This window comes from Rhodoferax ferrireducens, assembly GCF_031458075.1.
Classification (GTDB): Bacteria; Pseudomonadota; Gammaproteobacteria; order Burkholderiales; family Burkholderiaceae_C; genus Rhodoferax_B; species Rhodoferax_B ferrireducens_A.
The window spans coordinates 128,972-155,865 of the sequence record NZ_JAVDXT010000005.1 but is presented as its reverse complement, the minus strand read 5'-3'; the positions used below and the strand labels follow the sequence as shown (position 1 = coordinate 155,865).

At 64.2% G+C, this 26,894-nt stretch carries 22 protein-coding genes; 11 read left to right on the top strand and 11 right to left on the bottom strand.

Going from position 1 to position 26,894, the window contains the following annotated elements; all coding sequences use genetic code 11:
* Positions 1–29 precede the first annotated feature (29 nt).
* Positions 30–1,058: an ABC transporter substrate-binding protein gene (locus J2X19_RS21730; RefSeq protein WP_116606839.1), complete on the bottom strand. Its 1,029-nt coding sequence runs from the start codon at positions 1,056–1,058 to the stop codon at positions 30–32.
* A 50-nt stretch (positions 1,059–1,108) separates the two neighbouring features.
* Positions 1,109–2,215, bottom strand: a complete 1,107-nt coding sequence (locus J2X19_RS21725) for an ABC transporter ATP-binding protein (protein ID WP_310376451.1) — start codon at positions 2,213–2,215, stop codon at positions 1,109–1,111.
* A gap of 165 nt (positions 2,216–2,380) precedes the next feature.
* Here J2X19_RS21725 and J2X19_RS21720 point away from each other — a divergent pair, with 165 nt between their 5' ends.
* From J2X19_RS21720 to J2X19_RS21680, 9 genes are all read left to right on the top strand, one after another.
* A complete protein-coding gene (locus J2X19_RS21720; protein ID WP_116606841.1) occupies positions 2,381–3,796 on the top strand; it encodes an aminotransferase-like domain-containing protein in 1,416 nt (471 codons plus the stop codon).
* 136 nt (positions 3,797–3,932) lie between these two features.
* The gene (locus tag J2X19_RS21715) at positions 3,933–4,634 is read left to right on the top strand and encodes a TetR/AcrR family transcriptional regulator (RefSeq protein ID WP_310376448.1); all 702 of its coding nucleotides are present in this window, start codon (positions 3,933–3,935) and stop codon (positions 4,632–4,634) included.
* 2 nt (positions 4,635–4,636) lie between these two features.
* Positions 4,637–6,433, top strand: coding sequence for an acyl-CoA dehydrogenase C-terminal domain-containing protein (locus J2X19_RS21710; RefSeq protein ID WP_116606843.1), 1,797 nt, complete (start codon positions 4,637–4,639; stop codon positions 6,431–6,433).
* Positions 6,434–6,600: 167 nt separating this feature from the next.
* Positions 6,601–7,032: a DUF2147 domain-containing protein gene (locus tag J2X19_RS21705; RefSeq protein ID WP_310376444.1), complete on the top strand. Its 432-nt coding sequence runs from the start codon at positions 6,601–6,603 to the stop codon at positions 7,030–7,032.
* 14 nt (positions 7,033–7,046) lie between these two features.
* The gene (locus J2X19_RS21700; protein ID WP_310376442.1) at positions 7,047–9,461 is read left to right on the top strand and encodes a 3-hydroxyacyl-CoA dehydrogenase/enoyl-CoA hydratase family protein; all 2,415 of its coding nucleotides are present in this window, start codon (positions 7,047–7,049) and stop codon (positions 9,459–9,461) included.
* 9 nt (positions 9,462–9,470) lie between these two features.
* Entirely contained in the window at positions 9,471–10,679 is a 1,209-nt protein-coding gene (locus J2X19_RS21695) for an acetyl-CoA C-acyltransferase (RefSeq protein ID WP_310376440.1), read from the top strand.
* Positions 10,680–10,682: 3 nt separating this feature from the next.
* Entirely contained in the window at positions 10,683–11,564 is an 882-nt protein-coding gene (locus J2X19_RS21690; protein ID WP_310376438.1) for an alpha/beta hydrolase family protein, read from the top strand.
* 14 nt (positions 11,565–11,578) lie between these two features.
* Positions 11,579–12,343 carry an enoyl-CoA hydratase gene (locus J2X19_RS21685; protein WP_310376436.1) on the top strand — a complete coding sequence of 255 codons (765 nt, stop codon included), beginning with the start codon at positions 11,579–11,581 and terminating at the stop codon, positions 12,341–12,343.
* Between the two features lie 160 nt (positions 12,344–12,503).
* On the top strand, positions 12,504–13,526 hold the full coding sequence (locus J2X19_RS21680) for a Bug family tripartite tricarboxylate transporter substrate binding protein (RefSeq protein ID WP_116606849.1): 1,023 nt from the start codon (positions 12,504–12,506) through the stop codon (positions 13,524–13,526).
* Between the two features lie 10 nt (positions 13,527–13,536).
* Here the strand turns inward: J2X19_RS21680 and gph are convergent, their stop codons facing one another.
* Positions 13,537–14,175 (bottom strand): phosphoglycolate phosphatase, encoded by a 639-nt coding sequence (gph, locus tag J2X19_RS21675; protein ID WP_405048729.1) that lies wholly within the window; start codon positions 14,173–14,175, stop codon positions 13,537–13,539.
* A 183-nt stretch (positions 14,176–14,358) separates the two neighbouring features.
* Here gph and J2X19_RS21670 point away from each other — a divergent pair, with 183 nt between their 5' ends.
* Entirely contained in the window at positions 14,359–16,377 is a 2,019-nt protein-coding gene (locus tag J2X19_RS21670) for a sensor domain-containing diguanylate cyclase (protein WP_310376432.1), read from the top strand.
* An 18-nt stretch (positions 16,378–16,395) separates the two neighbouring features.
* Here J2X19_RS21670 and ctlX read toward each other — a convergent pair whose 3' ends face one another.
* Positions 16,396–17,337 (bottom strand): citrulline utilization hydrolase CtlX, encoded by a 942-nt coding sequence (gene ctlX, locus J2X19_RS21665; protein WP_310376430.1) that lies wholly within the window; start codon positions 17,335–17,337, stop codon positions 16,396–16,398.
* Positions 17,338–17,477: 140 nt separating this feature from the next.
* Here ctlX and J2X19_RS21660 point away from each other — a divergent pair, with 140 nt between their 5' ends.
* A complete protein-coding gene (locus tag J2X19_RS21660; protein ID WP_310376428.1) occupies positions 17,478–17,900 on the top strand; it encodes an Lrp/AsnC family transcriptional regulator in 423 nt (140 codons plus the stop codon).
* A gap of 117 nt (positions 17,901–18,017) precedes the next feature.
* Here the strand turns inward: J2X19_RS21660 and J2X19_RS21655 are convergent, their stop codons facing one another.
* The 7 genes from J2X19_RS21655 to J2X19_RS21625 form a co-directional block, all read right to left on the bottom strand.
* On the bottom strand, positions 18,018–19,538 hold the full coding sequence (locus J2X19_RS21655; protein ID WP_310376426.1) for a tripartite tricarboxylate transporter permease: 1,521 nt from the start codon (positions 19,536–19,538) through the stop codon (positions 18,018–18,020).
* Positions 19,538–19,966 (bottom strand): tripartite tricarboxylate transporter TctB family protein, encoded by a 429-nt coding sequence (locus J2X19_RS21650; protein ID WP_176955118.1) that lies wholly within the window; start codon positions 19,964–19,966, stop codon positions 19,538–19,540. The genes J2X19_RS21655 and J2X19_RS21650 overlap by 1 nt, the downstream gene beginning before the upstream one ends.
* A 256-nt stretch (positions 19,967–20,222) precedes the next feature.
* Positions 20,223–21,770 (bottom strand): sensor histidine kinase, encoded by a 1,548-nt coding sequence (locus tag J2X19_RS21645; protein ID WP_310376423.1) that lies wholly within the window; start codon positions 21,768–21,770, stop codon positions 20,223–20,225.
* Positions 21,751–22,437, bottom strand: a complete 687-nt coding sequence (locus J2X19_RS21640; protein ID WP_310376422.1) for a response regulator — start codon at positions 22,435–22,437, stop codon at positions 21,751–21,753. Before J2X19_RS21640 ends, J2X19_RS21645 begins: the two co-directional genes overlap by 20 nt.
* A 174-nt stretch (positions 22,438–22,611) precedes the next feature.
* Complete coding sequence (locus tag J2X19_RS21635; protein ID WP_310376420.1) at positions 22,612–23,133, bottom strand: superoxide dismutase family protein; 522 nt, start codon at positions 23,131–23,133, stop codon at positions 22,612–22,614.
* A 66-nt stretch (positions 23,134–23,199) separates the two neighbouring features.
* Entirely contained in the window at positions 23,200–24,261 is a 1,062-nt protein-coding gene (locus J2X19_RS21630; RefSeq protein WP_310376418.1) for an HD domain-containing phosphohydrolase, read from the bottom strand.
* Positions 24,258–26,765: a PAS domain S-box protein gene (locus J2X19_RS21625; RefSeq protein WP_310376416.1), complete on the bottom strand. Its 2,508-nt coding sequence runs from the start codon at positions 26,763–26,765 to the stop codon at positions 24,258–24,260. Before J2X19_RS21625 ends, J2X19_RS21630 begins: the two co-directional genes overlap by 4 nt.
* Between the last annotated feature and the right edge of the window lie 129 nt (positions 26,766–26,894).

Genomic DNA, 26,894 nt, shown 5'->3' with positions numbered 1-26,894 from the left:
GCGCATGCAAGCCGGACCTCAGCCGGTGTTTACTGGGTGGCCCAGGCGGCGAAGCGCTTTTCCAGCTCTTCGCCCTGGTCGGCCCAGAACTTCACGTTGAACTGCAGCGAGTCCTTGGCGTTGGCCGGCGAGGTCGGCAGATTCGCCAGCACTTCCTTGCTCAGCTGCGGCAGGGCCTTGTTGTTCACCGGGCCGTAAGCGATGTTGCGGGCGTATTCGGCCTGCGCGGCGGGTGCCGTGGCGTAGGCGATGAACTTGATGGCCGCGTCCTTGTTGGGCGTGCCCTTGGGGATGACCCAGTAGTCCAGGTCGTAGATGCCGCCGGTCCAGCCTATGCCGAGGTTCTTGCCTTCGCGGTTGGCGGCGTCGATGCGGCCGTTGTAGACCGTGCTCATCACCACGTCACCCGCGACCAGGAACTGCGGCGGCTGGGCACCGGCTTCCCACCATTGGATGTTGGGCTTGAGCTGGGTCAGCTTGGCGAAGGCGCGGTCGGCGCCGGCCTTGGTGGCCAGCACCTTGTAGACGTCGGCGGTAGCAACGCCGTCGGCCATCAGCGCGAATTCCAGGTTGTAGCGCGCGCCTTTGCGCATGCCGCGCTTGCCGGCAATCTTCTTGGTGTCCCAGAAATCGGCCCAGGTTTTGGGCGGCGTCTTGAGTTTGTCGGCGTTGTAGGCCATGACGGTGGACCAGACGAACACGCCGACGCCGCATTCGTGCACGGCGGCGGGCACGAAGTCGGCCTTGTTGCCGACCTTGGCCCAGTCGATTTTCTCGAATAGGCCTTCGTCGCAGCCGCGGCTGACGTCGGGAGACTCGACCTCGACCACATCCCAGGTGACCTTGCCGGCTTCGACCATGGCCTTGATCTTGGCTTGCTCGCCGTTGTATTCGACGGCCACGATCTTGGCGGCGCCGGTTTTGTCATAGGGCTCGTAGAACGCCTTCTTCTGTGCATTGGCGTTGGCACCGCCAAAGTTGATCACATTGAGTTGCGTCTGGGCCAGGGCGGGCAGGGTGGCCACGGCCGCCAGCAGGGACAGGTACTTCAGCTTCATCACAGAAAACTCCAGTTAAAAAGGAACAGAACAACGGAAGGGAGACAGACTTACAGGTACACACGCAGGTGTTCGGGGGGCACGTGCAGCCACAGGATGTCGCCCGGCGCCGGCGGCTGCGTGACGGACAAGGGCAGCTTGACGGTGGCCAGGCCCTGGCCGTCGATGGCGCAGCGCAGGCGCAAGTGGTCGCCGAAATACATGGTGTCGACCAGCACCGCCTTGAACACGTTCAACTCGGGCAGGCTGTTCTCGGCATACACGGCGATGCGCTCGGGGCGCACGCTGGCAATGATGTCGGCGCCGACATGGGCGGTGTTCACGTTCACGCCCAGGCAGCGGGTCACGGCGCCCGGGATGTTCAGCTCGCATAGGCCGCCTTCGCTGCTGCCGCACTTGCCTTTGAGCGGTGTGTTGTCACCCACGAAGCCGGCGACAAAGCGGTTCGCCGGGGTTTCGTACAGCGACAGCACCGGTGCCAGCTGCTGCACCACGCCGTCGTTGAACACGGCGACACGGTCGCTCATGGTCAGGGCTTCGCTCTGGTCGTGGGTCACGTAGACGAAGGTCACGCCCAGCTTCTTGTGCAGGTCTTTCAGCTCGATCTGCATGTGTTCGCGCAGCTGCTTGTCGAGCGCGCCCAGCGGCTCGTCCATCAGCACCAGCTGAGGTTCGAACACCATGGCCCGGGCCAGGGCCACGCGCTGCTGCTGGCCGCCGGAGAGCTGGGCCGGATAGCGGTCCTGCTTGCCGCGCAGCTGCACCATGTCGAGGGCCCGGGCCACGCGCTCGGCACGCTGGTCCTTGGGCACGTTGCGCACGCTCAAGGGGTAGGCCACGTTGTCGCCCACGGTCATGTGCGGGAACAGCGCGTAGTTCTGGAACACCATGCCGAAGTTGCGCTTGTGCGGCGGCGTGCGGGTGATGGATTTGCCGTTCAGGAAGATCTCGCCCGAGGTGGGCGATTCGAATCCGGCCAGCATCATCAGCGTGGTGGTCTTGCCCGAGCCGGAGGGGCCCAGCAGTGTCAGAAACTCGCCGCTCTGGATCTGCAGGTCCAGGTTCTGGACCACCAGCTGGCTGCCGTCGTAGGTCTTCTGGACGGCTGAAAAGCGGACCAAAGGCTGGCTGCTGGTGTTGTGCGCGTGGGTTGCCATGGGGTGTCGTTCGCCGCTTGTCGTTGCAATGCCGGTATTTTTGAGCCCCGTTTGATCTGTCGCCATATACACACGCGCTGTGTGTGGCACGGTACGTGCTGGTCCACAGACCGGTACACACAAACCCTACGCAAACGAGGGCACGCCAGCGTTTCCAATACCCCCATGTTTAAGTTTGAATTTCGCCACGGTACGCCGTTGGTGGCGCAGATCGTTGCGCGTATAGGGGAAATGGTCGATACGGGGCGGCTGCGTACGGGGGCCAAGCTGCCTTCGATACGGCAATTCGCCCATCAAAACGGGGTCAGCATCTTTACCGTGGTCGAGGCGTACGACCGTTTGGTGGCTTCGGGTTATGTGGTTTCGCGTTTGAACGCCGGGTTTTTTGTCTGCGCCCGCACCGCCTCGGTGCATTCCTTGGACGTCGAGCGGCCATCGGCCTTGTCGGCAGGCAGCTTTGACAACAGCTGGTATTTGCAGCGCATTTTCGAGAACCACCACCTGCCGTTCAAACCCGGCTGTGGCTGGTTGCCGCAAAACTGGCTGTTTGAAGAAGGTGTGCGCAAGGCCATGCGGTCCCTGGCCGCGGTGGACCCGATGCAGCTGGGCGACTACGGCGATCCTTTGGGCTACCTGCCCTTGCGCGCCTGGGTCTGCGAGAGCATGCGCCAGCACGCCATCCACATCCAGCCGCAGCAGGTGCTGTTGACCCACGGGGCCAGCCAGGCCCTGGATCTGGCCGTGCGCTGGCTGGTCGGGCAGGGCGACGTGGTGCTGGTGGATGAGCCGGGCTACCCGAATCTCACCAATGCGCTGCGCTTTGCCGGGGTCCGCTTGCACGGCGTGCCTCGGACGCCGGACGGCTGGGACTTGGCAGCGCTGGAGGATTTGATCGTGCGCTTGCGGCCGAAGGTGTTTTTTACCCAGCCGCGCTTCCATAGCCCGACCGGCTCGGTGGCCACGCTGCAGCAACTCCACAAGGTGCTGCGCCTGGCGGAGAAGTACGACGTGCTGCTGGTGGAAAACGACATCTACTGCGAGCTGGATACCGAGTCCCGCCCGTCGCTGGCCAGTCTGGACAACCTGTCGCGGGTGGTCTACGTGGGCAGCTTTTCCAAGTCGATTGCCCCGAGCTTGCGTTGCGGCTATCTGCTGGCGCATACCGACATCATGGGCGATTTTTCACGGCTGAAGATGTTCTCCGGGCTGACCAGTTCCGAGCTGGTGGAGCGCATCGTGCACACCGCCTTGAGCGATTCGCACCGTCCGCGCTATTTGCGTGGCCTGCGCACCCGGCTGACCCAGGCCCACGAGCGTTGTGGCCAGCGCCTGCGCAATATGGGGTTTGAGTTGTTTTGCGAACCCGGCGGTGGCTTGTTCCTGTGGGCCTGGCATCCGCGCATCCACAACGCGGTGGAGCTGGCGGCGCGGGCCAGCGAGCGCGGCGTGATGCTGGCGCCGGGGCATTTGTTCAGCACGGTGGCCGCCACGCGCTCCTGGATGCGCTTCAATGTTGCGCATTGTGAGAACGACGCGGATGCATTTGTCTATACCTGGCTGGAGCAGGCGTTGGCGGGGTGATGCAAAGCGGAGGGCCGGCCTGGGAAAACCCTGTCGCGCAGGCGCAAGAAATGCGGTCCCATCGGTAGACTTTTGAAAACAAGTCTGGTTAAATTCAAAAAATAGCACGATCGTTCGTATTTTTGAATTTAAACCCATGACTTCGTCAGAACCTTCCGCCAAATCCAGCCGAGATGCCGGCCGCGATGCCAGCAGCGAAGGCCGCGCCTTGCTCAAGGGCCGGCAGACCAAGGCCTCGATTGTCGAGGCGGCGTTGGGCCTTGCCAGCCACATCGGTCTCGAAGGCCTGAGCATAGGCGCGCTGGCCGAGGTCACGCAGATGAGCAAGTCCGGCGTGTTCGCCCACTTCGGCTCGCGCGAAGAGCTGCAGATCTCGGTGATCCGCGAATACCACCGCCTGTTTGAGGCCGAGGTGTTCTACCCCGCCATGCAGGCCCAGCGCGGCTTGCCGCGGCTGCGTGCGCTGTTTGCCAACTGGATGCAGCGCGTGGCCATCGAGCTGCAATCGGGCTGCATCTTCATCAGCGGTGCGGTCGAGTTCGACGACCGGCCCGGCCCGGTGCGCGATGCGCTGGCCAGCTCGGTGCAGGCCTGGCTGTCGGCATTCTGCCGCGCGGTAGAGCAGGCCAAGGAAGTCGGCGATCTGCGCGCCGACGCCGACGAGCGGCAAGTCGCCTTCGAGATACACGGCTTGATCCTGTCGTTGCATTATGAGGCCCGTTTTTTGAAGAATCCCGGTGCCGTGGCGCGCGCCAACACCGGTTTCGAGCACATCCTGGAGCGTTACGGGCAGCCCGTCGCCCCACCGCCATCCACCCCCAAAAAATCCAAGGAGTAACCATGCCCAGCTACACCCCGCCCCTGCGCGACATGCAATTTGTGATGCACGAAGTGCTGAAGGTCACCGACGACCTGAAGCTCTGCCCGCAGCATGCCGACACCGATGCCGACACCATCAATGCGGTGTTGGAAGAGGGCGGCAAGTTCGCCTCCGAAGTGGCTTTCCCGCTGAACATCAGCGGCGACGAAGAGGGCTGCACGCTGGACAAGACCACGCACGAAGTCACCGCCCCCAAGGGCTTCAAAGAGGCCTACGCACAGTACGTGCAAGGCGGCTGGGCAGCGCTGAGCTGCGACCCGGCCTACGGCGGCCAGGGCCTGCCCTTCGTGGTCAACCAGTGCTTCTATGAAATGCTGAATTCGGCCAACCAGGCCTGGACCATGTACCCCGGCCTGTCGCACGGTGCCTACGAGGCGCTGCAAGCCCACGGCACAGACGCGCAAAAAGCCCTGTACCTGCCCAAGCTGACCAGCGGCGAATGGACCGGCACCATGTGCCTGACCGAGCCGCATTGCGGCACCGACCTGGGCCTGCTGCGCACCAAGGCCGAACCGCTGGCCGATGGCAGCTACGCCATTACCGGCAACAAGATCTTCATCAGCGCGGGCGAACACGACATGGCCGAGAACATCGTCCATCTGGTGCTGGCCCGTCTGCCCGATGCGCCTGTGGGCAGCAAGGGCATCAGCCTGTTCGCCGTGCCCAAATTCCACGTCAGTGCCGATGGCACGCTGGGCAAGCGCAACGGCATTTACTGCGGCGGCCTGGAACACAAGATGGGCATCCACGGCAACGCCACCGCGCAGATGGTGCTCGAAGGCGCCATCGGCACCCTGGTTGGCCAGCCCAACAAGGGTCTGGCAGCGATGTTTGTGATGATGAACGCGGCCCGCCTGGGCGTGGGAAACCAGTCGCTGGGCCTGACCGAAGTGGCCTACCAGAACGCGCTGGCCTATGCCAAGGACCGCATCCAGATGCGTTCGCTGTCCGGCACCAAGGCCAAGGACAAGCCGGCCGACCCGATCATCGTGCACCCCGATGTGCGCAAGATGCTGCTCACCGCCAAGGCCTACGCCGAAGGCGGCCGCGCGCTGGGCATCTTCTGCGGTGTGTTGCTGGACAAGGAACACAGCCACCCGGACGAAAAGGTGCGTGCTGACTCCGGCGAATTGCTGGCCCTGCTGACCCCCATCGTCAAAGCCTTCCTGACTGACAACGGCCACATCTCGACCAATGCCTGCATGCAGGTGTTTGGCGGCCATGGCTTCATCAAGGAATGGGGCATGGAGCAGTATGTGCGCGACAACCGCATCAATATGATCTACGAAGGCACCAACACCATCCAGTCTCTGGACCTGCTGGGCCGCAAGGTGCTGGGCAACAACGGCGCCACGCTGAAGAAGTTTGGCCGCCTGGTGGCCGCGCTGGTGGAAGAAGAAGGCGTGAACGAGAAGATGGCCGAGTTCATCACTCCCATCGCCATCCTCGGCGACCAGGTCACCAAGCTGACCACCGAGCTGGGCTTCAAGGGCTTCCAGAACGCCGACGAAGTGGGCGCGGCCGCAGTCGACTATCTGCGCGTCGCCGGCCACCTGGTGTTCGGCTACTTCTGGGCCCGCATGGCGCAGGTCGCATTGCGTGAAATCGCCGCCGGCAACACCGACCAGTTCTACCTGGCCAAGGTGCAGACCGCACGCTTCTACTTCGCCAAGCTGTTCCCCGAAACCGCAACGCTGATGCGCACCATGCGCACCGGCAGCAAGGCGCTGATGGACACCGACGCCGCCCTGGCCTGAACCATGCACACCCCCAGGCTACAGCGCAAGCGCTTTCCGCCAACCCCCTTGCTGGGGGCAACACCAGCAGCCTGGCAAAGCCAGTTCTGCGGTGTTTCTGGAAGGCTTGCTTGCCAGCTGTCGTGGAGCCGAGTAGTTGCCCTGATGCTTCTAACTGGAGATTGATAATGAAAAAAATAATAGCCTTCACCGCAGGTCTAATCTGCGCTAGCGGCGTATTTGCCCAAATGACCCCCGAGGGGCTGTGGCGCAATATCGACGACAAGACCGGCCAGCCCAAGGCCGAGATCCGCATCAGCGCCAACGGCGCCGGTGTGCTCTCGGGGGTGGTCGAGAAATCGCTGGTCACCGGCGGTGAACCCAACTGCAGCCAGTGCACCGACGACCGCAAGGACAAGCCCAAGGTCGGCCTGGAAATCATCCGCGGCGCCAAGAAGGCCGAGGGCAAGGATGTGTGGGAAGACGGCAAGATCCTCGACCCCGACAACGGCAAGAACTACACCCTGCGCATGGAGCCGCTGGAAGACGGCAAGAAGCTCCAGGTGCGCGGCTATATCGGCCCGTTCTACCGCACCCAAATCTGGCTACGAGTCCAATAAAACGAAAGACACTTATGTCCCGATTCCCGATCAAGAAAGTCGCCGTGCTCGGCGCAGGCGTGATGGGCGCGCAGATTGCTGCGCACCTGGTCAACGTCAAGGTGCAGGTCGTGCTGTTCGACCTGAAAGCCAAAGAAGGCCCGGCCAACGGCATCACCGCCAAGGCCATCGCCAACCTGAAGAAGCTCAAGCCCGCGCCGCTGGGCGTAGCCGAAGACGCGGACCTGATCCAGCAAGCCAACTACGACGACCACCTGGAGCAGTTGAAAGACTGCGACCTGGTCATTGAAGCCATCGCCGAGCGCATGGACTGGAAGCTCGATCTGTACAAGAAGATCGCGCCCTTCGTGGCCCCGCATGCGCTGGTGGCTTCGAACACCTCCGGCCTGTCGATCACCAAGCTCAGCGAAGCCTTGCCTGAAGAAATCAAGCCGCGCTTCTGCGGCATCCACTTCTTCAACCCGCCGCGCTACATGTACCTGGTGGAGCTGATCAACACGCCCACCACCCGGCCCGAAGCGCTGGACCAGCTCGAAGCCTTTGTCACCACCAGCCTGGGCAAGGGCGTGGTGCGCGCCAAGGACACGCCGAACTTCATCGCCAACCGCGTCGGCATTGCCGGCATGCTCGGCATCATCGGCGAGACCGCCAAGTTCGGCCTGACCTATGACGTGGTCGACGACCTGACGGGCAAGCGCCTGGGCCGGGCCAGTTCGGGCACCTTCCGCACCGCCGACGTGGTGGGTTTGGACACCATGGCCCATGTGGTCAAGACGCTGCAAGACAACCTGAGCCTGGAAACCGACCCGTTCTACGGCAGCTACGGCACGCCGCCGGTGCTGGCCAAGCTGCTGGAAATGGGTAACCTGGGCCAGAAGGCCAAGGCCGGTTTCTTCAAGAAAGTGGGCCGCGACATCCTGCGCTTCGACATGGCTTCGGGCAACTACGTGGCCGGTGGCGAGAAGGCCGACGAGGTCTACGGCCGCATGCTTCAACGCCCCGCCGCCGAGCGCCTGGCCCTGCTGCGCAACAGCGAGGGCCCGCAAGGCCAGTTCCTGTGGGCGGTGTTGCGCAACAGCTTCCACTACGCTGCCGTGCATCTGCAAACCATTGCCGAAACCGCGCGCGACGTGGACCTGGCGATGCGCTGGGGCTTCGGCATGCAGCAAGGCCCGTTCGAACTCTGGCAGGAGGCCGGCTGGCTCACGGTGGCCAACTGGATCCAGGAAGACATTGCCGCCGGCAAGGCGCTGAGCAACGCGCCGCTGCCCGACTGGGTGTTCAAGGGCCCGGTGGCGGAAGCGGGTGGCGTGCACACGGCCGAAGGTTCGTGGAACCCATCCACTTCCAAATTTGTAGCGCGCCACGCACTACCCGTCTACGCCAGGCAGCTATTTCCTGAAAAAATCTCCGGCCACACCCAAGGCCTGGGCCTGGGTGGCAGTTTTGAGACCGCTGGCAAGACCTTGCATGAAGACAAGGCGATCCGACTCTGGACCTTGGATGACCAAATCATCATCGCCAGCATCAAGACCAAGATGCACGCCATCAGCCCCGAAGTCTCAGAAGGCCTGGCCCGCGCGGTCGATATGGCCGAGAAAGACTACGCCGGCGTAGTGATCTGGTCGGGCGACGAGCCCTTCAGCGCCGGTGCCGATCTGCAGGCCATGCTGCCCGGCTTCATGATGGGCGGCGCCGGTGCCATCAACAAGATGGAAAAAGCGCTGCAGCAGGTGATGCTGAAGATCCGCTACGCCAACGTGCCCGTCGTCTCTGCCGTGCGCGGCCTGGCGCTGGGCGGCGGCTGCGAGCTGGCTGTGCACTCTGCCCGCCGCGTGGTGGCGATGGAAAGCTATATCGGCCTGGTCGAAGTCGGTGTGGGCCTGGTGCCGGGTGCCGGCGGCTTGACCTATATTGCCCGCCGTGCTGCCGAGAACGCTGCCCTGTCCACGCACAAGGACTTGCTGCCCTTCCTGACCGAAGGCTTCACCGCCGCGGCCATGGCCAAGGTCGGCACCAGCGCGCTGGAGTCGCGCAAGCTCGGCTATCTGCTGGACAGCGACGTCATCGTGCCGAACAAGGACGAGCTGCTGTTCGTCGCGCTGAACGAGGCCAAGGCCATGGCCGCCGGCGGCTACCGCGCGCCGCACAAACGCCAGTTCCTGGTGGCGGGCCGCAACGGCAAGGCCACCATCCAGGGCCAGTTGGTGAACATGCGCGACGGCGGCTTCATCAGCCAGCACGACTTCCACATTGCCAGCCTGATCGCCGGTGTGGTGACCGGCGGTGACGTGGACAACGGCACCCTGGTGACCGAGGAATACCTGATGAGCCTGGAGCGCAAAGCCTTCTGCAGCCTGCTGGAGAACGCCAAGACCCAAGAGCGGATCATGGGAATGCTGAGTACGGGCAAGCCCGTGCGCAACTAAGGAACGAATATGAGCAAGCAAATCCAAGACGCCTACATCGTCGCCGCCACCCGCACGCCGATTGGCCGTTCGCACAAAGGCTATCTGCGCAACACCCGGCCCGACGAGCTGCTGGCCACCACGCTGCGCGCGGCCCTGGCCCAGGTACCTGGGCTTGACCCAGCCACCATTGAAGACGTGATCTGTGGCTGCGCGATTCCCGAAGCCCAGCAAGGCCTGAACGTGGCGCGCATTGGCGCGGTGCTGGCCGGCCTGCCGAACTCGGTGGGCGGCATCACCGTCAATCGCTTCTGCGCCTCCGGCATCAGCGCGGTGCAGATGGCCGCCGACCGCATCCGCGTTGGCGAGGCCGATGTGATGTTCGCGGCCGGCGTCGAGAGCATGAGCATGGTGCCGATGATGGGCAACGGGCCCAGCCTGTCGCCGAACATCTTCAGCAACACCGACGACGTGGACAACTACGGCATCGCCTACGGCATGGGCCTGACGGCCGAGAAGGTAGCGCAGCAGTGGAAGATCAGCCGCAGCGCGCAAGACGAGTTCGCCTATGCATCCCACATGAAGGCGCTGGCGGCGATGAAGGCCGGTGCGTTTACCGACGAGATCACGCCGATCACCGTGGACGACCGCAGCGTCGATCTGGACAGCGCCAAGGTCACCGTGACCCAGCGTACCGTCAATCTGGACGAAGGCGTGCGCCCTGAGACCACGGTGGAAGGCCTCGGCAAGCTGAAGACGGTGTTCTCGGCCCGCGGCTCGGTCACGGCGGGCAACAGCTCGCAAACCTCGGACGGTGCAGGCGCGTTGATCCTGGCCAGCGAATCGGCCATCAAGCGTTTCGGCCTGACGCCGCTGGCGCGCTTCGTCAGTTTTGCCAGCAAGGGCGTGCCGCCGCACATCATGGGCATTGGCCCTATCGAGGCGATTCCCGCTGCGCTGCGCTACGCCGGCCTGCAGCACCAGGACATCGACTGGTTCGAGCTGAACGAAGCCTTCGCGGCACAGTCGCTGGCTGTCATCAACACGCTGGGCCTGGACCCGTCCAAGGTCAACCCGATGGGCGGCGCGATTGCGCTCGGCCATCCGCTGGGCGCCACCGGTGCCATCCGTGCGGCTACCGTGATTCACGCGCTGCGCCGCAATAATCTGAAGTACGGCATGGTGACCATGTGCGTAGGCATGGGCCAGGGCGCCGCCGGTATCTTCGAGCGCGTCTAAGCCATGCAAGTCGAGTCGCGCAGCCTGGCCGTCGGTGGCCACGGCATCGCCGTGCGGGTCTACGTGCCCGATGGGCCGGCCACGGCCAGCGTGGTGATCGGCGGCGCCATGGGCGTGCGGCAAGACTATTACGCGCCCTTCGCCCACTGGCTGGCGGCCCAGGGCCTGCGTGTCACCACGTTTGACTACCAGGGCATGGGCGACTCGCTGCCGGCCGGGCTCAGCCTGCGCCAGGTGCGGGCCAATCTGCTGGACTGGGCGGCGGACTACGAAGCCGTAGTGGCGGCCAGCAAGGCCGCGCTGCCCGCGCAGCCGCTGTACCTGTTGGGCCACAGCCTGGGCGGGCAGCTGCCGGGCTTCTTCCGCGACAAAAGCCTGGTGGCCGGTCTGGTCAGCATGGCGGCCGGCAGCGGCTACTGGCGCGAGAATGCGCCGCAGTTGAAGCGCACCGTGCTGTACTTCTGGTATGTGCTGGTGCCTTTGCTGACGCGGCTGTGCGGCTACTTTCCGGGCCGGCGTTTGAAGAAGGTCGGCAACCTGCCGGCCGGCGTGATACTGCAGTGGCGCAAGTGGTGCCTGCACCCCGGCTACGGCGCGGCGGTGGAGAACGCCCAGGCCTGCTACGCCCAGGCCCGTTTCCCGGTGCTGGCGCTGTCGGTGGTGGACGACGAGCTGATGACGCTGCGCGGCACCGAATCCCTGGTGGGCTGGTACGCCAATGCGCCGCGCGCTGTGCAGCGCCTTGACCCGGCCGACTGGCGCATGCCGCGCATCGGGCACTTCGGCTTTTTCCGCGCTGCCTCGGGACCTACACTTTGGCCGTTGGCGCTGCAGGCCTTGCAGCAGCTGCCGGGTTTATCCCTGCGCAGTGCCTCCCCTTTGTAAAAAGAAAGATTGCCATGAGCGACATCCTCACCCATACCGACGCCGGCGTTGTAACCATCACGCTGAACCGCGTGGCCAAGAAGAACTCCATCACCTCGGCGATGTACACCACCATGGCCGATGCGCTGGAAGCCGCCGCGGCCGACGCCAGCGTGCGGGTGGCCGTCATCCAGGGCCACGAAACCATTTTCTCGGCTGGCAACGACATTGGCGATTTCCTGAACGCGCCCGTGCCCACGGCCGAGTCGCCGGTGATCCGCTTTCTGCGCGTCATCAGCAGCTTTCCCAAGCCCTTGGTCGGCGCGGTTTGCGGCGCGGCGGTGGGCATAGGTACCACCATGCTGCTGCACTGCGACCTGGTTTACGCTGGCGACAACGCGGCTTTCTCCATGCCTTTCGTGAACCTGGGCGTCTGCCCCGAGGCCGGCTCCAGCTACCTGGTGCCGCGGCTCATGGGCCACCAGCGCGCGGCCGAGGCCTTGCTGCTGGGCGATCCGTTCACCGCCGAGACGGCTTTGGAAGTGGGCCTGATCAACCGCATCGTGCCGCCGGCCGAGGTGCATGCCCTGGCCCAGCTGCAGGCCAAGCGCCTGGCGGCCAAGCCGCTGGCCTCGCTGGTCACCACCAAGCGGCTCATGAAACAAGAGCAGGCCACGCCCGTGGCCGAGCGCATCGCCGAAGAAACCGTGCTGTTCAGCCGCATGCTGCGTGAGCCTGCCGCGAAAGAGGCGCTCACGGCGTTTATGGAAAACCGGCGTCCCGATTTCAGTAACTTCTAATGGTAGATTTTGTATAAATAATGCCTCTGGCGCTTATTCAATAAGCGCTGGAAGCTATCAATTTCATAGTTCTCATTTCGTAGTAAGCTGCCGCTGCCGGGCCAGTCATGTTCTTTTCGGCCCATTCAAGCGGTTTTCAACTTGCGACGGGAAGTAACTTATGAAACATATTGGCCTGAATCGCCGAGGCGTTTTGTCTCAATCCCTGGGTCTGGCTTTGGCCGGGCTGGCGCCCGCGCTGTATGCGCAGACCGCCGCGCCGGTGCGCAAAGCGGGTGACAAGGACGCCGTCAAACCCTTGGCGCCACGCTTACGCATCGTCATCCCCGCCAACGAAGGCGGCGGCTGGGACCAGACCGGCCGGGCCATAGGCGCATCCCTGGTGGCGGCCGGTGCCTGCGAGCAGGTGGACTACGAAAACATTGGCGGCAAGGGCGGCACCATCGGGCTGGCCGCGTTTGTGCAGCGCTACAGCCAGGATCCGAACACCATGATGATGGGCGGCACCGTGATGGTCGGCGCCGTGGCTTTGCAGCGGCCGGCGGTGACGCTGGCCCAGGTGCAGCCGCTGGCCCGCCTGACCGGCGACTACCTGGTGCTGGTGGTCAAGGCCGATTCGCCGATCCGCTCTGTTACCGACCTGGTGGCCATGGTGAAAGCCGACCCCAAGCAGGTGCCGTTCACCGGCGGATCTTCCGGCGGTATCGACCATATTTTTGCCGGCCTGTTTGCGCGGGCTGCCGGTGCGCCGGTGGCGGACCTGGTGTACCTGCCGTTCACCAGCGGCGTGCAGTCGGCCGAGGCGGTGCTGACGGGCAAGGCCGTGGCCGGCGTCTCGGGTTACAGCGAGTTCGCCGACCTGCTGGCCAGCGGCAAGCTGCGGGCGATTGGCGTGTCGGCGCGCAAGCCGATGTTCGGCATCCCGGCCATCCGCGACCAGAAGGTGGATGCGGTAATGTCCAACTGGCGCGGCCTGTTCGTGGGCAGCGGCGTGGCACCGGCGCGGGTGTCCGAGCTGCTGGCGGGCGTCAAAAACGCCACCAACCATGCAAGCTGGCAAAAGTCGTTGAAGCAGAACCGATGGGAGTCGAGCTGGCTGGACGGCACCGATCTGCGCAGCTTCATGGAGATCGACCAGACCACTGCTACCGCCATCATCTACATGCTCAAGCTCAAGGCCTGAGCAGGCACCGTTAGCGCTGGGCCAGGTCGGCCAGGGAGTCGAGCAGGCCGTCGGTGTCCACCGCCTCCACCGGCTCGCCATGGTTGTAGCCATAGCGCACCAGCAGCACCGGGCAGCCAGCGGCGCGCGCGGCCTGGGCGTCGTTGCGCGAATCGCCGAGCATCAGCGTGTGCTGCGGTAGTGTGCCTAGCGCCTCGCAGGTCTTCAGCAGCGGTAGCGGATCGGGCTTTTTGCGCTCGAAGGCATCGCCGCCAAACACCTGGCTGAAGAAGCTGTCCAGCCCCTTGGCCTGCAGCAGCGGCAGCGCAAACGCCGTGGGTTTGTTGGTCAGGCAGGCCAACTTCCAGCCGCGCTGCTGCATGGCTTGCAGGCCGGCCAGTACGCCCGGGTAGAGCTGCGAGAACTGGCCGTTGATGGCCAGGTAGTGGTGCTGGTAGCGGTCCCAGGCGCGCTCAAACAATGCTTCACTATTGATAGCTGCTTGCGCAGGTGCAGATTGCGCCAGAGCATGTTTTAGCACCAAATTCAGCAAATGCTCCGAGCCCTTGCCCACCATGGGCTCGATCGTGGCGGTGGTGATGGCCGGCAGCGCCAGGTCGGCCAGCATGCCGTTCAGCGCCGCCGCAAAGTCGCCCAGGGTGTCGACCATGGTGCCGTCCAGATCGACGATGGCGGCTTGGATAGGGGTGTTGATGCGAATGGAGTTCAAAGCAATCGGGTTAAAGAGGAGTGGGACTTGCATTGTCCTAGCTTGCGGCTACCAGTACGGTGCAATCGACGCAACAGCAACCAAGCCAGAAAAAGGTCAAGGTAATATGTCACGATGGAGACTGTGTCACGTACTTTTGCGCGCCTTGGCTGGGTTCGCACGCTCAAGTTCAAGATCGTTGCGATGGCGGTGGTTACCGGGGTGTTGTCGGCCCTGGTGACCACGCAATTGGTGTTGTTCACCACGCAGGCGAATATCCAGCACATGCTGATACAGGGCGAAAGCGATGACGTAGAGCGCACCGCGGCGCTGCTGGGTAGCAAGATCGATATGTTGCGTGATGCCTTGAAGGCCGTGGCCCGGCAAGCGCCAGCCCCGCTATGGGACGACCCCGTTGCCATGCAGCATTACCTCGCCAGCAACCAGGGCCTGAACGCACTGTTTGAAAGCGTGTTGGCCGCCCGCCCCGACGGTGCCATGCTGGCCCGCATGGCCAAAGACCAGATATCCACCGATCTGCCCAATATCGGCGACCGTGCGTATTTCCAACAGGCACTGCGCACCGACCAGCCGGTGCTCTCCGATCCGTTGGTTGCCAGGGTGGCCAATACGCCGGTGGTGATCATTGCCATTTCCTCGCAGGCGCCGGACAGCCAGGTTGTCGGTGTGATGGCCGGGGTGTTGCGGCTGCAATCCAGCAACCTGTTTTCGGAGGTCACCCGCACCGTCCATACCAAAGGTTCGCGGGTGCTGATCATGGACCGGGCCGGAGTCTTGCTGGCCCATACCAATCCCGCCCAACTGCTGGGTCCGGCAGCGGAAGAACCCGGCTTGATGGATGTGTTCAACCGCTGGCATGCAGTGGGCAGTCCCATCGACACCACCGGCGCCGCCACCTTGAGCCAGGGCCATCTGGTCGCCATGGCCGGCATACCCGATTCGGACTGGACGCTGGTGCGGCTCACGCCCTTGGCCGCGGCTTTGCAACCGGTGGACGCGGCCCAGGCCACGGCCTGGAAAGCCGCGGGTGGTGTGGGCCTGCTGGTGGCCGTGCTGGCCGGCGCGGTTGCCTGGCGGCTGACCCGGCCGATCTCTGTGCTGCGGGCGCGGGCGACGAAGATGCTGCTGGAGGACGGTTCGTCCACCGAAGGCTGGCCTCGGGATGGTGGTGAGATCGGTCAGTTGGCCCTGGCGTTCCAGCAGGTGGTGGAACAGCGCCAGCAAAAACAGGGCGAAACCCAGGCTCTGCTGGTCCAACTGGAAGCGGTGCTGGACCATGCGGAGGTCGGTATCGCCTTTACCCGCAACGGCCATTTCGAACTGGTGAGCCGCCAGTTCTGCCAGATCTTCCAGTTCAACAAACAGCGTGTCATCGGCAAGCCTACGCGGTTGATGTACCCCTCGGTCGAGGCCTACCAGGCTTTGTCGGAGCGCGCGCATCCGGCCTTCATGCAGCACGGCGCCTTCGACGGAGAGGTGCAATTGGCACGTGTGACGGGCGAGCTGTTTTGGGCCCATATGCGTGGCCGGGCGGTGATGCCGGGAGACCGCTCGCAAGGCACCATCTGGACGGTGGAGGACATCACCGCATCGCGCGAACACCGGGAGCGGCTGGCCTGGACTTCGAGCCACGATTCGCTCACCGGCCTGGTCAACCGGCCTGCGTTCGAGGAGCTGCTGACGCGCAGCACAGAACGCGCGGGCACGGAGCCATTCTGCGCGATGTTCGTCGATCTGGACCATTTCAAGCAGGTCAACGATAGCGGTGGCCACGCAGCCGGCGATGCGCTGCTGCGGGATGTCGCCCATATCCTGGCCGCCCAGGTGCGCCAGGCCGACACCGTGGCCCGGCTGGGCGGTGACGAGTTCGCCATCCTGCTGCGCGGCTGCCCACTGGAGCAGGCCCTGGAGGTTGGCGAGAAGCTGCGTAGCGCCGTGGTGGCCTACCGTCTGCTGTGGGAGGGGCAGAGTTTCGGGGTGAGCGCCAGCATCGGCCTGGTGGCGGTGGACGCCAGCTACGCATCTGCCACCGAGGTGATGCGGGCCGCCGACGCCGCCTGCTATGCCGCCAAGGAGCAGGGGCGCAATGCGGTGGTGGTGTTTGATCCGCAGGCACCGGAATCTCTTCTAGGCGTACTCTAGGTATTCACAGATGGATGCTCAGCGCCGGCTCAGGTGGATGCCTGCCAGCATGCAGCGCACCGAGCCACCGGCCAGTTCGATCGTGGGTACGGACAAAGGCAGGATGCTGGCGTGGCGCTGGATCAACTGCTTTTGCGCGGGGCTCAGGCAGGCTTCGGCCCGTGCGGACATGGCGAGCAGCCGGCCGTTTGCGCCTGTGAGCTCGATGGCGTTGCCGGCGAATTCGCCGATTTGCGCCTGGCTCAGTTCCACCAGCTCGCGGCCCGAGTCGGCCAGCCGGGCCCGGATTTCGGCGCAGCGTGCGGTATTGGTCAGGCTGTCAAAGCCTACCAGGGCAAACTCGGTGGCCACGCACATCAGCACATTGGTGTGGTAGATCGCCTGGCCGTCGGCATCGGCGGCGTCGAACACCATGGGCTCGTAGTTGAAGTGGGTGGCAAAGCGCTCCAGTGCCACCGGGTTGGCCCGGTTCGAGCGGGCGGTGTAGGCCACGCGCTCCACATGGTCGAGCACCATGGCGCCCGTGCCTTCGAGGAACAGGCCATCAGGTTCCAAGCCCGAATAGTCGATCACGTCTTGCACCCGGTACTGGGTTCTCAGCATTTCGATCACATCCTGCCGTCGCTCGCGCCGGCGGTTGGGTGAGTACATCGGGTACAGCGCGATATGGCCGCCCGCGTGTGTGGAGAACCAGTTGTTGGGGAACACCGAGTCCGGCGTGTTGCGTTCGCCCGTGTCGTCAAATAGATGGACCCGTACGCCATGGCTTTCCAGCGTAGCCGCCGCTGCCGTGACTTCGGCATGGGCGGCTGCGGCCACGGCGCTTGGCGCGTAGCCGTCGCCAGCACGCTGGAAGCGGTTGTCGGCGGCAGTCTGCGGATTCGGGGTGAAGGTATGCGGACGCACCATGACCACGGCGTCAGGGGCCTGGATGGAACGTGCAGGGCGGATGGATGGCATGGGGAAGCTCCTGGGCAGTGGATGGGTTTACAGAATTTTCCCGAGGACTGCCGCCAAGCAAAAGAGCACAACTTGACACTTATTGCCATGCCAATGTACAAATTGCCCATTTAATCTATGCAATTTGCCTAACTTGAGCTATGGACGATACCGACCGCGAACTGATCAGCCTGCTGCGTGAGGATGCCCGCATGCCGGTGGTGGCGCTGGCCAAGAAGCTGCGGGTGGCGCGTGCTACGGTGCAGAACCGGCTGCTGCGGCTGGAGAAAGACGGCACCATCCAGGGCTATACGTTGCGCCTGATGCCAGCCGCGGAGGGCCACCGCATCCATGCGTTGATGACGGTGGCGGTAGAAGGCACGCGGGCGGCCGAGGTGCTGCAGGCGCTGCGCGGGCATCCGAATGTGTCGTCCCTGCACACCACCAATGGCCGCTGGGACATCGTGGTCGGCTTGCAAGCCGATACGCTGGAGGCGTTTGACAAGGTGTTGAATGCGATCCGGCGCATCAGCGGTATCGCCACCACCGAAACCAGCATCTTGCTGTCGACGCATAAGGTGTGACGGGCGGATGATTCACCCCCAGGCTGCAGTGCTGCGCACTTTTCACCAACCCCCTGCAGGGGGCGATGGGTTGCAGAATCGGTGGCAGCAACTGGGGCCGCTTTACTTCAGCGGTAACTATTCGGTGACGGCTGCCGGTTCCATGCGGATAGGCGTCGGGGTCTTGCGCAAACCCCGCACAAATACCACCACCTGCCACACGATCAGTGCGCCGATCACGCTGAGCAAGGTGCCGCTGATGGGGCGGGTGACGAAGGTGCTGAAGCTGCCGCGGCTCAGCAGCATGGTGCGGCGGAAATTCTCCTCCAGCATGGGGCCCAGAATAAAGCCCAGCATGAGCGGCGCGGCCTCCATGTCCAGGCGCAGGAACAGATAGCCGATCAGGCCAAAAACGGACGTGGTGTAGATGTCGTCCAGGCTGTTGTTGATGCTGAAAGTACCGATGCAGCAGAAGAACAGGATCGCCGGAAACAGCACGGTGTAGGGGATCTTGAACACCGACAGCCAGTAGCGCACCAGGGGCACGTTGAGCACCACCAGGAAGCAATTGCCCACCCACATGCTGGCCACCAGGCCCCAGAACAGGTCGGGGTGGCTGGCAATCATGTTGGGGCCGGGCTGGATGCCCTTGACGACGAAAGCGGCCATCATCAGCGCCATGACGGCGTTCTCAGGAATGCCGATGGCCATCAGCGGAATAAAGCTGGTGCGCGCCGCCGCCTCGTCGGCTGCAGCTTGGCCGGCCACGCCTTCGATGCAGCCGGTGCCGATTTCGTGCTTGTATTTGCTGAACTTCTTGTCGGCGGCATAGGCTGCGAACTGGGCGATGGTCGGGCCACCGCCGGGCAGTATGCCCAGTACCGAGCCGATCACGCTGCCGCGCAGGGCGCTGGGAATGATGCGCTTGAACTCGGGCCAGGTCGGCATGAGCTTGATCTCGCCGTTGAACGGGGTGAGCACGTTTTTGTTGTCGAGGTTTTTCACGACTTCGGCAATGCCGAAGCAGCCCAGCGCAATACTGATCAGGCCGATGCCGTCCATCAGGAAAGGCAGGTCCATGGTGTAGCGCGCCACGCCGCTGTTCACGTCGGTGCCGACCATGCCCAGCAGCACGCCGACCATGGCCATGGCCAGACCGTTGAGCAAGCTGCCCGCGCTGACGAAACTCACGCAGAAGAAGCCAAGCAGCATCAGGGCGCAGTAATCGGCCGGACCGAACAGGAAGCCGACCTCGCCCAGCGTAGGTGCCATGGTCGACAGCACCACAATGGCCACGGTGCCGCCGATGAAGCTGGAAATACCCGCGGTAAACAGGGCCAGGCCGGTCTTGCCTTTGAGTGTCATCTGGTAGCCATCGATACAGGCCACGATGCTGCTGGCATGCGGGATCTTCATGGTGATGGCGCTCACACTGTCGCCGTACTGGGCGCCATAGTAGATGCCGGCCAGCATGATGAGTGCGCCGCCGGTGGGGATGGAATAGGTCAGCGGCAGCAGCAGGCTGATGGTGGACAAGGGGCCAAGTCCGGGCAGCAGTCCGATGAGCGTGCCCACCGTGCAGCCCAGAGCGCAGTACAAGAGGTTTTGCAGCGTCAGCGCTTGGTCAAACCCCAGCGATAGGTTGTGCAGGATGTCCATCAGAATAAGGGCAGGCTAAGGCCGAGGAAGTTTTTGAAGGCATAGGCCACTGCGATCAGGCCCAGCGCAATCTTGATGTTGCGCACCACCGAATACGAAGTGCCGGCGAAGGTGGAGCAGAACACCAGAAACACGATGGCCAGAATCATGTTGAGGTGCTCGGAGATCACCGCAAACCCGGCCAGGCTCAGCAGGATCAGGGCGATGTTTTTGACGTTGTAGTCCAGGGGTACAGGAGCGACGAAGTGCGACCGCACCACCGTAAGCAGGCCGATCACAAACAGAAAGGAACTCACCATCAGGGGAAACAGCCCAGGCCCGGACCGGCTCAGTTCGCCTATCGAGTAGTTCCGCGCCACCACGCCAAACAGCAGGGCAATCGCCATGAGGAACAGGCCTCTGACGAAATTTCGGTTCTTCAGGTTCATATGCAGCGACTCCAGGGCTGGGCCGGTGCGGCGTTGTGGTTCACTGGGGGGGGGGTCATCCGGGTCTCCTTATGGGTATGCCCCGCGCCAGGCCGTGCAAAACGCAGACGGCAAGGCGTTCGGGTTGGAGGGGATGGTAGGAAGCGAGGCTTCCAATCAGCTTTCGTTTTGCGCGCCCAGGCTCAAAATACGTGTTATTACTAACACGTGGCGCCACGCGGCAAACGCTGTGCTTCGGCGCTGAGGCCGTGCGGGCTCAGCTCTGCTGCCCTGACGCCAGAGGCAGGCGCAGGATGGCGCGTAAGCCGGTAGTGCCGAGGGCGGTGCCCGCGGTATCTGCGGCGAGGTCGGCATCGGCCAACGCGATGTCGCCGCCATTGCGCCGGGCGTAGGCGCGTGCAATCGCCAGGCCCAACCCGGCCCCGTGCGTACCTTTGCCCGGGCTGCTGCCCGTATGGTGGAATCGCTCGAAGACGGCTGCCCGCTGCGCCTTGGCGATACCCGGGCCGTCGTCGCGGACTTCGGCCAGTGCCATGCCATCCCGGGTGCTGACCATCACGGTGATGTGTCCGCCGGATGGCGTGTAGACGATGGCGTTGTGCACCAGATTGGCAAGTGCTTCATGCAACTCGGGGCCTCTGGCCAGCACGGGAACCACAGGTGCTGTGGATAGTTCGGAGCAGGACGGACTGCCATCCCGGGCATCGATCCAGCCCAGGTCCTGGTCTTTTTCGTGGGCCAGCGTGAGGTACTGGAGCACGACGTCTTTGGCAACGGCGTTCAGGTCGGTGAGCTCCGGTGCGTCGACGGGCGGGCTGTGGTCGCTAGCGTGGGCGAGCGACAGCAGTTGCTCGCACAGGCGCCGGCTGCGCGAGATTTGGGCGACGATGGCGCGCAAGGTCGCGCGCTGCTGCTCGGGGTCTTTTTCGCGCAGCGCGAAGCCTGCCTGCGTCAACATGATGGCCAGCGGCGTACGCAACTGGTGCGATGCGTCGGCCAGAAACCGCGACTGCTGGTCCAGCAAGTCCCGGTAGTTGGCCACGTACTGGTTGATGGCGTCGACCAGCGGCGCCACTTCATGCGGAACATCGATGGTGTCCAGCGGTTTGAGATCCTGGCCCTTGCTTTGCAGCACGGATTTGCGCAGCCGCTCCAGCGGCCGCAGCGACCAGTTCACCCCCAGCCAGACCAACAGAACCACCACCAGCACCATGCGTGCGTCGCGCAGCAGCGCATGCTCCGACGAAGTTGCTTGCGCCATATCCCGCTGGCCGCTGCTTTCGGCTGCCTGGATCAGCAGGTCAAAGGCCTGGCCGCGTCCGTCCACCACCTGGCTTTGGATAGCCACCACCCGCACCGGCTGGCCCTGGTAGCGGCTGTCGTACCAGACCTGGGAGGCTGAACCGGCAGCGGCGGCCGGTGCAGCCGGCTCCGGTGGTGCAGGAAGGTCGGCCTCGCCCAGCAGGGTTTGTTGGACAGCCGTGCTGCCCCCTGCGGTCTGGTGCGGTGTCAGGCCTACATACAGGTGCTTGTGCTGCGGGCTGCTGGCGTCGGCTGCTGTTGGGGCCATAAACGATGGTGCATTCAGCTGGAAGGAGCCATCTTGCGCCAATGCCAGGCTGTTGCGCAGCGCGTTCACCGATTCGAGCATGGACTGGTCGTAGGCGTCCTGTACCAGCGTGCGCAAGGCGCGGTAGTCGTTCCAGCTGTCCAGTATCAGCAGGCCCAGGATGCCCGGCAGCAGCAGGGTCAGCAGGCGCGCGCGGATGCCGAAGGTGTCGGGGTCAGCCCGGAAGGTTTTCATGCACCGTGCTTTCCAGCATATAGCCCAGGCCGCGCACGGTCACAATGCGCACGTCGCCACCGGCCAGCTTGCGGCGCAGCCGGTGCAGCACCAGTTCGATTGCATCCGGGCCGGCATTGCTGTCGGTCGGAAAGACCTTGCCCGAGAGGTGGGACTTTTCTACCGGCGAACCGCTGCGCGCCAGCAAGACCGACAGGGCCGCGCTCTCGCGCCGTGTGAGCTGCAGCAGCACGCCGGCCAGTGTGAAAACCCGGCTGTCGTGGGCGCATGACAGCGAACCGCACTGCAGCGGCGTGTGCGAACTGCCCCGGCTGCGCCGCACCAGCGCGGTGAGGCGGGCTTCGAGTTCTTCAATCGCGAAGGGTTTGGTCAGAAAGTCGTCGGCCCCAACGTTCAGTCCCTTCACCCGGTCTTGCAGCGAACCCTGTGCGGTCAGCACCAGCACGGGTGTGCGGTTGCCGGCTTTGCGCATATCGGCCAGCAAGGCCAGGCCGTGCTTGTCGGGCAGCCGCAGGTCGAGTACCACCGCGTCATAGCTGTTGCCCGCCAGCAATGCTTCGGCGACAGCGGCGTTCTGTGCGTGGTCCGGTACGAAGCCGCTTTGCTTGAATGCCCGCACCAGCCACGATGCCATCTCGGCCTCGTCTTCCACCAGCAGCAGGCGCATATCAGAGCCTGTGTACGGAGAAAGTCAGCCCGAAGCATCTTCCAGATACAGATACTGTGGGGGCAATGGGAGTGGTCTGCATAGCCATGGTGCGTTCTCTGTCGATGAAGAAAAACAGTGGTTTACAGGTTTCGGCACGGCAGGCTCCCGGCATGCCCGTGCTTTTGTAGGCCCCTAGTTGGCGCGGATGGCCGCGCAGGCGATCCGAGCACCCGAGTTCCCGGTGGGCTGGGTGGTGAAGTCGTCGGGGTCTTTGTGCACGATCAGCCCGCGGCCGACCACGTCGGTCGCACCGCTGCCCACCGCCAGGGTGGTGGATTCATAGCGGATCTTGGCGACGCCGTTGGCATCGGCCTGCAGACTGGGTAAGTCGCCTGCATGGTGCATGGCACCAGTGGCGGCGCCGTGCGCATGGCCGTCAGGGTTGAAATGGCCGCCCGTGCCCATGCCGTCGCCGCTGCTGCAGTCGCCCTTTTCATGGATATGGAAGCCGTGCACGGTATTGGGCAGCAGGCCGCGGACTTCGCCTTGCACCAGCACTTTGCCCGGTAGCTGGATGAAATGGATGTTGCCACTCACCGTGTTGCCGGTGGTGGGTGCCAGACGGGCGGTGGCCGAGGGGCCGGACGGAGCAGTTGCGCAAGCAGACAGCAGGGCCGCGCAGAGGGCGGGGGCAAGGTAGCGGTGGATGGTCATGGATTTCCTTGGTATGGGAGGGGGGTGGTAAGGGATGTACCCCATGCTACGCCAAAGCCGGTCGGTTCAATCGGGCTCTTTGAAGCGCTCGCGGATCGCCAAAATGTCGGGCAGGCATTGCTGGAAATGCGCGGCCACCGTGGGGTCGAAATGGCTGCCTGCGCCGTCGCGGATCAGCTGCACTGCCTCTTCCACCGGCCAGGCTTTCTTATACGGTCGGCTGGAGGTCAGGGCGTCAAATACATCGGCCACCGCCACGATGCGCCCGGCCAGGGGAATGGCCTCGCCGGCCAGGCCTTGGGGGTAGCCGCTGCCGTCCCATTTCTCGTGGTGGCTGCGGGCGATGGTGCTGGCCAGCTGCAGCAGGTCGGAGTCGCTGTCGCCCAGGATGTGGGCGCCGATCTCGGCATGGGTTTTCATGATCTCCCACTCGTGCGGCTCGAACTTGCCGGGCTTGAGCAGCACCGCGTCGGGGATGCCGATCTTGCCCACGTCGTGCATGGGGCTGGCATGCAACAGCAGTTCGCAGTCGGCGGCACTCCAGCCCAGGCTGTGGGCCAGACGGGCGGCGTAATGGCTCATGCGGATAGTGTGCAGGCCGGTTTCGTTGTCGCGGTACTCGGCGGCACGGCCCAGGCGGTGCACCACCTGCAGGCGGGTGCGGTTCAGGTCCTCGGTGCGCACCCGTACCATCTCTTCCAGCGCGGCTTTTTGGTCGTGTAGCAGGCGGTGGGCGCGCTGGGCATCCAGCAGGTTGCGCACCCGCATCAGCAGTTCCACGCGGTCAAACGGCTTGCCGACAAAGTCGCGCGCCCCCAGGGCCAGCGCCTTCACCATGTGCTCGCGGCCCAGTTGGGCGGTGAGGACCACGATGGGCGGCAGCAGCGGGTCGTTCAGGGCTTTCAGCTGCTCCATGATCTGGTAGCCATCCAGGTGCGGCATGTTGATGTCGAGCAGGATCAGGTCCGGGCGTAGCTGCTGGTAGCGCTGCAGCGTTTCGCGCGAATCCTGCACCAGCACGGGGGCCGGGTAGCCCTGGCTGGTCAACAGCTTTTCCAGCAGCTTGAGGTTGGCGGGCTCGTCGTCCACCACCAGAATGCGGGCCAGTTCCATCGATTCAGAGGTCATGGTGCGTCCTTTGCGCTGCCTGCCAGGCAACGGTCCACGGTCAGCAGGAAGAGGTCGACATCCAGCGGCTTGGTCAGGTAGTCGCTGAAGCCCGCCGCGCGGCCGCGGGCGATGTCGCTGGGCATGGCGTTGGCGGTGATGGCGATCACCGGCGTGGTCCGCAGCCGGGCATCGGCCTGCAACACCCGCAGCAGCTGGTAGCCGCTCATGCCCGGCATGTGGATGTCGAGCAGGATCAGGTCCGGCCGGTGGGCCAGCGCCAGTTCCAGGCCCAGCTCGGGGGAGTGCGCCGTCAGCAGGTCGACGTGCGGCCGCAATGCCATGGTCTGGGCGATCAGCTTCAGGTTTACCGGGTTGTCGTCCACACACAGCACGCAGTAGCGCTGCGCAGAGGCGGTGGCCGAAGCGGCGGCGCTGCGGGGCGTGGTGGCCAGGTCGGTGGCTGCGGCATCGGCGGGCAGGTCGATCCAGAAAGTGGTACCCACACCGAGCTGGCTGTCCACGCCCACTTCGCCGCCCATCAGGTCCACCAGCCGGCGGGTGATGGTCAGGCCGATGCCTGTGCCTTCGATTTCGCCGTGTTCGGCGCCCAGGCGGTTGAACGGCTGGAACAGCTCGGCCAGCCGCTCTGGCGCAATGCCCGCGCCGGTGTCGGTGACGCCCATCCGCAGCCGGCCGCTCTGGGCAGCGAACATCGCCACCCGGATCTCGCCGCCTTCGCTGTTGTACTTGACGGCATTTGATAGCAGGTTCAGCAGGGCCTGTTTGCAGCGCACCCGGTCGGCGCGCACCGTGGCCTGGGGCGGTATGTCTAGCTGCAGGCGGATGTGGCGCGCATCGGCCAGTGGCTGTATCAGCTGCCGGCAGTCCTCGACCAGGTGGGTCAGATCCACGGGTTCGAGCGACAGGTTGGTGCGGCCGGATTCGATCTGCGCCAGGTCCAGCACTTCGTTGATCAGCGTCAGCAGATGCCGTCCGCCCTTGAGGATTTCCTGCACATTGTCCTGCTGGTCGGCGTTCAGTGTGCTGTCGTATTCGAGCATCTGCGAGAAGCCGAGGATGGCGTTCATCGGCGTGCGCAGCTCGTGGCTCATGCTGGACAGAAAATCCGATTTCGCCTGGTTGGCACGCTCGGCCGTCTCCTTGGCTTGCGCCAGCTCGTTGCGCCGCGCCAGTTCGGGACCGAAGTCGAAGAAGATGTTGAAGATGTACTGGATGCGGCCGCTGGCATCCTGGATGCAGCCTATGTTGTTGCTGGCGATGAAGCGGCTGCCGTCCTTGCGCTGCAGCTGCAGATGGCCATTCCAGTTGCCCCCGGCTGCAAGTACGGGCCGGACTTCGGTGGCGCAAACATCCAGGCTGTCTGGCGCCACGGTAAGGGTGAAGTGCTGGCCGAAGATTTCTGCGTCCGAATAACCCAGCTCCTGGGCATGGGCCCGGTTCTGGTACAGGCCCCGGCCCTCACTGTCCAGAATGCTGACCAGCTGGCTGCTGGTGTCGAACACCCGGCGAAACAGTGCCAAGCGCTCCTCGGACTCCTTGCGTGCGGTGATGTCGGTAATGAAGGCGGTGTACTGGTAGCCCTTGGCATTCCTGAGCGGCGCAATCGCCACTTCCACCGGAAACTCCTGTCCGCTGTGGTTCAGCGCGGTGGTGGCAATCCGCTGGTTCATGCGTTGGCTGTCGCCGCTGGCGAGAAATTCCGCCTTGGTCTCCCGGAAGTCGCTGTGGTGGCGTGTGGGGACCAGCGTGGCTTCGAAGTCCAGCCCCCGCACCTCGTCCAGGCTGCGGCCGAACAGGGACTCGGCGCGCATATTCCAGTCGGTGATGCGGCCCCGGCTGTCGAAACCGATGATGGCATCTTGCGATGCATTCAGGATGGCACGCATCTGGGCTTGCGCACCCAGCGAGGTGCGCACCGTCTGGTGGATGTTGTGGCCCACCATGAACATGGCCGTCAGGCCAAATAGCAGCACCACGGCCACCACGTGCTCCAGTGCCCCATCCTGGGCCATCAGCGCGAGGATGGGCGGCCCCAGCGCCGCGCCCAGAAATGCGTACATCGCGGCGCGGTGTTCGGCTACCGATACCGCCGCCACGGTGCAGGCAACCAGGGGGATGCTGACAAGTAGTGCCAACTCCGCACCCTGGGCCTGGGCCACCAGTAGCGTGGGGCCAATCGCCCACGACGCGCCGTTCGCCAGGCCTTGGGCGGTCAGCAGGGTTTGCCAGCGCCCGATGGCTCTGCGGGTAGGGGCGGCGTAGCGGAAGGCCTGGCAGATGGCGAAGCTCAGCCCAGCGCTGACCAGCAGTGCCGCCAGCCAGCTGGCCACCACGGTATGAGGGAAATGCTCCCACATCAGCCACCGGATCAGGACCACCGAGGCCAGAGTCAGCAGCAGATTGAACGGCTGGCGGCCATAGGCCACATACAGCATGGTGGTTTCCACATCCAGCTCGGCGTGCGGGTGGAGGTTGGACGTATGTAGGCGGGAATCGCGCATGCGGCCTTGTTTCGGTTGTCTGCTGGGCGGCTTCCTCTGCTCCGGTCTCGGCGGGAAGAGGGCGTTTGCACAGAATAAACCGATTTTGGCCGCCCGGATTCGCCTGGGCGCCAATTTTTTAAGCAGGGC

Bases quoted from the DNA above. Each gene is read 5' to 3' on its own strand.
- J2X19_RS21730 (WP_116606839.1), bottom strand. From the start codon at position 1,058: ATGAAGCTGAAGTACCTGTCCCTGCTGGCGGCCGTGGCCACCCTGCCC.
- J2X19_RS21725 (WP_310376451.1), bottom strand. From the start codon at position 2,215: ATGGCAACCCACGCGCACAACACCAGCAGCCAGCCTTTGGTCCGCTTT.
- J2X19_RS21720 (WP_116606841.1), top strand. From the start codon at position 2,381: ATGTTTAAGTTTGAATTTCGCCACGGTACGCCGTTGGTGGCGCAGATC.
- J2X19_RS21715 (WP_310376448.1), top strand. From the start codon at position 3,933: ATGACTTCGTCAGAACCTTCCGCCAAATCCAGCCGAGATGCCGGCCGC.
- J2X19_RS21710 (WP_116606843.1), top strand. From the start codon at position 4,637: ATGCCCAGCTACACCCCGCCCCTGCGCGACATGCAATTTGTGATGCAC.
- J2X19_RS21705 (WP_310376444.1), top strand. From the start codon at position 6,601: ATGAAAAAAATAATAGCCTTCACCGCAGGTCTAATCTGCGCTAGCGGC.
- J2X19_RS21700 (WP_310376442.1), top strand. From the start codon at position 7,047: ATGTCCCGATTCCCGATCAAGAAAGTCGCCGTGCTCGGCGCAGGCGTG.
- J2X19_RS21695 (WP_310376440.1), top strand. From the start codon at position 9,471: ATGAGCAAGCAAATCCAAGACGCCTACATCGTCGCCGCCACCCGCACG.
- J2X19_RS21690 (WP_310376438.1), top strand. From the start codon at position 10,683: ATGCAAGTCGAGTCGCGCAGCCTGGCCGTCGGTGGCCACGGCATCGCC.
- J2X19_RS21685 (WP_310376436.1), top strand. From the start codon at position 11,579: ATGAGCGACATCCTCACCCATACCGACGCCGGCGTTGTAACCATCACG.
- J2X19_RS21680 (WP_116606849.1), top strand. From the start codon at position 12,504: ATGAAACATATTGGCCTGAATCGCCGAGGCGTTTTGTCTCAATCCCTG.
- gph (WP_405048729.1), bottom strand. From the start codon at position 14,175: ATGGTCGACACCCTGGGCGACTTTGCGGCGGCGCTGAACGGCATGCTG.
- ctlX (WP_310376430.1), bottom strand. From the start codon at position 17,337: ATGCCATCCATCCGCCCTGCACGTTCCATCCAGGCCCCTGACGCCGTG.
- J2X19_RS21660 (WP_310376428.1), top strand. From the start codon at position 17,478: ATGGACGATACCGACCGCGAACTGATCAGCCTGCTGCGTGAGGATGCC.
- J2X19_RS21655 (WP_310376426.1), bottom strand. From the start codon at position 19,538: ATGGACATCCTGCACAACCTATCGCTGGGGTTTGACCAAGCGCTGACG.
- J2X19_RS21650 (WP_176955118.1), bottom strand. From the start codon at position 19,966: ATGAACCTGAAGAACCGAAATTTCGTCAGAGGCCTGTTCCTCATGGCG.
- J2X19_RS21645 (WP_310376423.1), bottom strand. From the start codon at position 21,770: ATGAAAACCTTCCGGGCTGACCCCGACACCTTCGGCATCCGCGCGCGC.
- J2X19_RS21640 (WP_310376422.1), bottom strand. From the start codon at position 22,437: ATGCGCCTGCTGCTGGTGGAAGACGAGGCCGAGATGGCATCGTGGCTG.
- J2X19_RS21635 (WP_310376420.1), bottom strand. From the start codon at position 23,133: ATGACCATCCACCGCTACCTTGCCCCCGCCCTCTGCGCGGCCCTGCTG.
- J2X19_RS21630 (WP_310376418.1), bottom strand. From the start codon at position 24,261: ATGACCTCTGAATCGATGGAACTGGCCCGCATTCTGGTGGTGGACGAC.
- J2X19_RS21625 (WP_310376416.1), bottom strand. From the start codon at position 26,765: ATGCGCGATTCCCGCCTACATACGTCCAACCTCCACCCGCACGCCGAG.